This is a genomic window from Actinomycetota bacterium (assembly GCA_030776725.1).
Lineage (GTDB): Bacteria > Actinomycetota > Nitriliruptoria > Nitriliruptorales > JAHWKO01 > JAHWKW01.
This window is the reverse complement of record JALYHG010000226.1, coordinates 1-5,614: the sequence shown is the minus strand read 5'-3', so window position 1 is coordinate 5,614 and position 5,614 is coordinate 1. Positions and strand designations below refer to the sequence as shown.

Genomic DNA, 5,614 nt, shown 5'->3' with positions numbered 1-5,614 from the left:
TGCGCCTGCTCACCGCCCGCGCGGACAGGGTGCTGCGCACCAGGCCCCGACCCATCGGCGCCGCGCTGGCGGGGGTCGGGGCGTGAGCGGTCAGCCCCCGCCCAGCCGGTCGAGATGCCGCAGCAGGTCGCACGGCCCGCTCGTGGACGCCCCGAGCGCCTCCACCCGCGCACGCAGGTCACGGTCGGCGGTGACGACCACGAGCGACGCCGGCGCGTCGTCGGCCCCGACCAGCCCGACGATGCGGTCGTCCGCGGCGTCCCGGCCGGGGCGGCTGGCGTAGCGCACCACGACGCCCTCGTGGCGCCCCTCCTCCAGGGCCTCGATCGGGCGGCCGTCGAGCACGAGGGTGACCCACGTGCCCCGCTGCGCCGCCAGCGCCCGCAGCCCGGCGAACAGCCGGCGCACGGCCGCGTCGCGGTCCCGCCACCAGCCGTCGGGCCGGGACCCGATGACGTTCATGCCGTCGACGACCAGTCGCGACCCCCGGTCACCCATAGGGGCGACCGTAGCCGAGTCGTAGACCCTCCAGGTCAACTGCAGCCTGAGGTCGTGCCGCAGGAACCGCAGACGTGGCAGGAGCCGGCGCGCTGCATCCTGACACCGCACGAGTAGCACATGGGCGCGTCACCGTAGATGTCGTCGACCCGGTGCGGTCGCTCGTCGACCGGCAGGACCGTCTGCCCGGCGGCGTCAGCCGGGGGATCGCCCTGGCCCGGCTCGGGCATGGCCGGTGCGCCTGCGTCGAGCGACTGCTGGCGCTCCTGGACCGTGTAGATCCCCAGCTGTCGGCGCTTGTCGGCGGGCAGGTACTCGATCGCCAGGCGGCGGAACATGTAGTCCGCCAACGAGGCGGAGAAGCGCACCTCCGGGTCGTCGGTCAGCCCGGACGGCTCGAAGCGCATGTTGATGAACTTCGAGACGTACGCCTCCAGCGGCACCCCGTACTGCAGGCCCAGGCTGACGCTGATCGCGAAGGCGTCCATGACGCCCGACAGGGTCGAGCCCTGCTTGCCCAGCTTGACGAAGATCTCACCCAGCCCGTCACCGGGGTACTCGCCCGCGGTGAGGTAACCCTCGGCGTCGCCGACCTGGAAGGAGATGGTCTGACTGGGCCGCTGCTGGGGCAGCCGCCGGCGGACCATACCCTGCCCCACGGCCTCCTCGGTCGTGGTGACCGCGGGCTCCTTGCGGGTGACCGCCAGGGGCTGGCCGACCTTGCAGTTGTCCCGGTAGATCGCGATCGCCTTGAGACCGAGATGCCAGCCGCGCATGAACATGTCCTCGACGTCCTCGACGGTCGCCGACTCGGGCATGTTCACGGTCTTGCTGATGGCCCCGCTGATGAACGGCTGCACCGCGGACATCATGCGCAGGTGACCGGTGGGCGCGATCGAGCGCTCCCCCATCGCGCAGTCGAACACCGGCAGGTGCTCCGGGCGCAGCGCGGGCGCCCCCTGCACGGTCGAGTTGTCGTCGATGTAGGCGACGATCGCCTCGATCTGCTCGGGCTGGTAGCCCAGCCGCTCCAGGGCGACCGGCACGGTGCGGTTGACGATCCGCATGGAGCCTCCACCGACCAGCTTCTTGGTCTTGACCAGCCCCAGGTCGGGCTCGATGCCGGTGGTGTCGCAGTCGAGCAGGAAGGCGATCGTCCCGGTCGGCGCCAGGACCGACGCCTGCGCGTTGCGGACGCCGTGCCGCGCGCCCAGGTCGCCGCACTCGCTCCAGGCCCGTCGGGCGGCCTCGAGGACATTGGACGGGGCGAGATCCGCGTCGATCCCGTCCACGGCGTCGGTGTGCTTGGCGATGACGCGGAGCATGCCGTCGCGGTCGTCGGCGAAGCCGTCGAACGGGCCCATGGCCCGGGCGATCTCCGCCGACGCCCGGTAGGCGCGACCGGTCATGAGCGCGGTGATCGCCGCCGCCCACGCCCGCCCCTCATCGGAGTCGTACGCCAGGCCCTGGCTCATCAGCAGGCTGCCGAGGTTGGCGTAGCCCAGGCCCAACTGGCGGTAGCGGCGGGCGTTGTGGGCGATCCGCTCGGTCGGATAGGACGAGTTGCCGACGATGATCTCCTGGGCCAGGAACACGATCTCCACGGCGCGCTCGAACGCCTCGACGTCGAACACGCCACGGGCCTCGAACCTGCGCAGGTTGAGGCTGGCGAGGTTGCACGCGGAGTTGTCCAGGTGCATGTACTCGCTGCAGGGGTTCGAGGCGTTGATGCGACCGGCGTTCGGGGTGGTGTGCCAGTCGTTGATCGTGGTGTCGTACTGGATGCCGGGGTCGGCGCACTCCCACGCGGCCTGCGCGATCTGGCCCATCAGCTCGCGGGCGGGCAGGGTCTTGACCGGCCGGTCATCGAGGACCGCCCGCAGCGCGACCTGCTCGTCGCGCTCGACGGCGCGCATGAACTCGTCGGTGACCCGGACAGAGTTGTTCGCGTTCTGGTACTGGATGCTGCCGGAGTCCGTGCCGTCGAGGTCCATGTCGAACCCGGCGGCGCCGAGCACGCGGGCCTTCTGCTCCTCCCGGTGCTTGCACCAGATGAACTCCTCGACGTCGGGGTGATCGACGTCGAGCACGACCATCTTGGCGGCCCTACGGGTCTTGCCCCCGGAATTGTGGGTCGCGACGTTGTGCACGAGGTATTCGTGGACGTCCTCGACGGTCAGGTCGACCGTCGGTCCCCTGCCGGCTGGTTCCACCGTCACGGTCACATACAGCTCACCGCTCCGGCGCCACACCGCGTCCAGCTCGGCCTCGACGTGGGGCAACACCCACGAGGCCTCGAAGGGGCTCGCGTTCTTGCGCTCCACCGCGGACTCGAGGTGGCGCGACTTCCGCTCGGAGAGGAACCCGACGAGCTTGGCGAACCGTCGCACCCCCGGCCCGCCGAGGACCCGCACGGTGTGGATGAGATCCTGGCCCAGGGCCGTGCGACGATCCCTGATGCTCCCCAGCTTCGACGGAATGCCGATCGACAGCAGCAGGCGGTGCATGTCACGCGCGAACGCCTCGCTGACCGTCGACAGCGTCGGATAGCCGTTGCCCACATGACCGTCCGCCTCGAAGACGCCCGAGGCGAAGGCCGCGCGGACGGTTGCGGGCGAGGACTTGATCAGGCTCGGCACGCGCAGGTCGGAGGCCGTGCCCTTGCCCAGCCCGTTCGTCTGCAGGAAGCGGATCACCTGCGAGGAGCTGAAGCGCACGCTGACGGACACGTCGGGCCGGTCCCGGTGACGGCTCAGGAACAGGTGGGCGCGCTCCCCGAAGACCGTCTTGACCAGGGCTGTGTAACGGCCGACCAGTTCCGGGTCGGCATCACCCAGCCGCAACGCGATGAACTTGGCGGACGGTCGCGAGGCCACCGACCCGTCGCCGTAGACCCAGCCCAGGAACAGAGCGACCGCCTCGTCGAGCACCTCGGGGAGCTCATGCTCGATCTCGTTGTGGTGACCCGGTGCGACGGGGGTCAGCGGCTGGAGTGCGCCATGCTGCGTCGCCTCGAGGTCCACCATCACGTGGTCGTCGGACCGCAGGTCCCGGGCCTGTCGCCACGACTCGCCGTCGACTCCCCGAACGCGGAAACGATGCTCAGGGGTGCACAGGATCTCGTCGCCGAGAGCCGTGCGAACCTTGACCAGCGGCTGGCGGCCGTTGTCGTGCACTGCCTCGACCCGCTTGAGGCCGTGGCGGGTGAGCACGCGCGACCCCGGGCGAACGTCGCCCACGCGGACGACGCCGGAGTCCGTGACCACCTCGGTGTCGCGGTGGAGGCACTTGATGGTGCCGGCGCTGGCGTCGGCGCCGCGCATGAAGCTGACCGGCCCGCTGGCCTGGCCCCCGCCCTTGAGCGGCTCCATCGAGCCGCGGATCCGCGACAGGTTGACCCCCGAGCCCGACCCGCCCTTGAAGATCGTGCCTTCCTCGACGTACCAGTTCAGGATGGAGCTCATCGTGTCCTCGACGGACAGGATGAAGCACGCGCTGCACTGCGGCGTGGGCTCCACACCGACGTTGAACCACACCGGGGAGTTGAAGGCGGCCTTCTGGTTGACCAGCAGGTGCTTGAGCTCGTCGGCGAACGTAGCGGCGGCCCCGTCGTCGGCGAAGTAGCCGTCGGCGCGGCCCCAGCCACCGATCGTGTCGGTCACCCGGTCGATCATCTGGCGCACGCTGTGCTCGCGCTGGGCGGTGCCCAGCATCCCGCGGAAGTACTTCTGGGCCACGATCGTGGTGGCGTTCATCGACCAGGACGACGGGAACTCGACGCCGCGCTGCTCGAACGCGACCTCGCCGGTTCGCCAGTCGTTGATGACCGCGTCGCGCCGCTCCCACTCCAGCTCGTCGTAGGGATGGGTCCCCTCGGAGGTGAAGTACCTGCCGACCCGCAACCCCGGACGTCCGTCGGGGCCGGTGGGGACGGCGTGGAGTGCGTCCTGGGTCGTGACCATCGGTCGTCCTGCTCTCGTCGATACGGTCCGCCGCGTGCGGCGCATGGATGGAGTTACGACCCTGTAAGTTGCCCGGACAGTCGGCGCACGTCAAGGACCTTCTTCGCTGCTCACACCCAGATACTGAAGCTCCATATGACATGCTCCACTATATCTTGTGGTAGAGTCCGAGGCTGTCCGAGTCGTGGGGATCCACGGTAACACCCTGGTGTGATGGGTTCGAGTCCCGCGCCTGTGGACGGCGCGGCCCCGGCCACCACATGTTGAGTGTCGGTCGGTGGACATCCAGCCCGTCCCTGTGGACGGCGCGGACGGGCTGTGCACGACCGCCGACGGACTGGGGACGGACCGGTGGACAGGGCCGCCGGAAGAAAAATCCTCGGGACTGGAGAAAGGATGGCAGCGTGCGGTGTCCCTACTGCGGTGGCGGCGACGACCGGGTCGTGGACTCCCGCGCGGCCGCCGCGGGCGCGGCCGTCCGCAGGCGGCGGGAGTGCCTGGGCTGCGGGCAGCGCTACTCGACCTACGAGCGCGTCGAGCAGCACGCGCTGGCGGTGCGCAAGCGCGACGGCAGCGTGGAGCCGTACCGCCGCGAGAAGGTGCAGGCCGGCATCGACAAGGCGACGAAGAACGTGGGTCTGGATGCCGACGCGACCCGCCGCGCGGCCGCCCGGGTAGAGGCCCGCATCCGCGCCATGGGCGCCCGTGAGATCCGCAGCGAGGTCATCGGCGCGGAGGTGCTCGACGCCCTGCGCGAGCTGGACCAGGTGGCCTACGTCCGCTTCGCGAGCGTCCACAAGGGCTTCAGGAGCCCCGAGGACTTCGTCCGCGAGCTGGCCACCCTCACCCGGCGACCGGCCCACGGGGGGCCCGAGTCGCGCTGAGGGACGTCACCGTCGGGGCAGGACCAGCACGGTGCCCGGGGCGAGGGCGGTGGCGTCGACGCGGTTGCGCTCGACGACCTCGGCCACGTAGCTGGGCAGGTCCTCGCCCGCCGGGAGGTGGGCGGCCGCCAGGTCCCAGACGGTGTCCCCCGGCCCCACCACGACCCGGGCCGGTGGCGGAGGCGGGGGCGAGGCCCGCTCCCGTGTCGCGCCGGTCGAGCCGGCGGCCACGGCCAGCACCGAGACCGTCGCCACCGCGACGGCCAGCAC

Annotated in this window: 4 protein-coding genes; 1 reads left to right on the top strand and 3 read right to left on the bottom strand. The window is 70.8% G+C overall.

Translation table 11 applies throughout. From position 1 onward, the window contains the following. Nucleotides 1–90: 90 nt before the first annotated feature. Entirely contained in the window at nt 91–498 is a 408-nt protein-coding gene (locus M3N57_10935; GenBank protein ID MDP9023182.1) for an NYN domain-containing protein, read from the bottom strand. Between the two features lie 35 nt (nt 499–533). After that, the gene (locus M3N57_10930) at nt 534–4,460 is read right to left on the bottom strand and encodes a vitamin B12-dependent ribonucleotide reductase (protein MDP9023181.1); all 3,927 of its coding nucleotides are present in this window, start codon (nt 4,458–4,460) and stop codon (nt 534–536) included. Between the two features lie 404 nt (nt 4,461–4,864). Between M3N57_10930 and nrdR the strand changes: the two genes are divergently transcribed. After that, nucleotides 4,865–5,344 (top strand): transcriptional regulator NrdR, encoded by a 480-nt coding sequence (gene nrdR, locus M3N57_10925; GenBank protein ID MDP9023180.1) that lies wholly within the window; start codon nt 4,865–4,867, stop codon nt 5,342–5,344. Between the two features lie 6 nt (nt 5,345–5,350). Here the strand turns inward: nrdR and M3N57_10920 are convergent. Further along, nucleotides 5,351–5,614: LysM peptidoglycan-binding domain-containing protein (locus M3N57_10920; GenBank protein MDP9023179.1), on the bottom strand; the 264-nt coding region annotated here is incomplete at its 5' end.

What these genes read in the sequence shown, in the direction of transcription:
- M3N57_10935 (MDP9023182.1), bottom strand. Translation starts at nt 498, where the DNA reads ATGGGTGACCGGGGGTCGCGACTGGTCGTCGACGGCATGAACGTCATC.
- M3N57_10930 (MDP9023181.1), bottom strand. Translation starts at nt 4,460, where the DNA reads ATGGTCACGACCCAGGACGCACTCCACGCCGTCCCCACCGGCCCCGAC.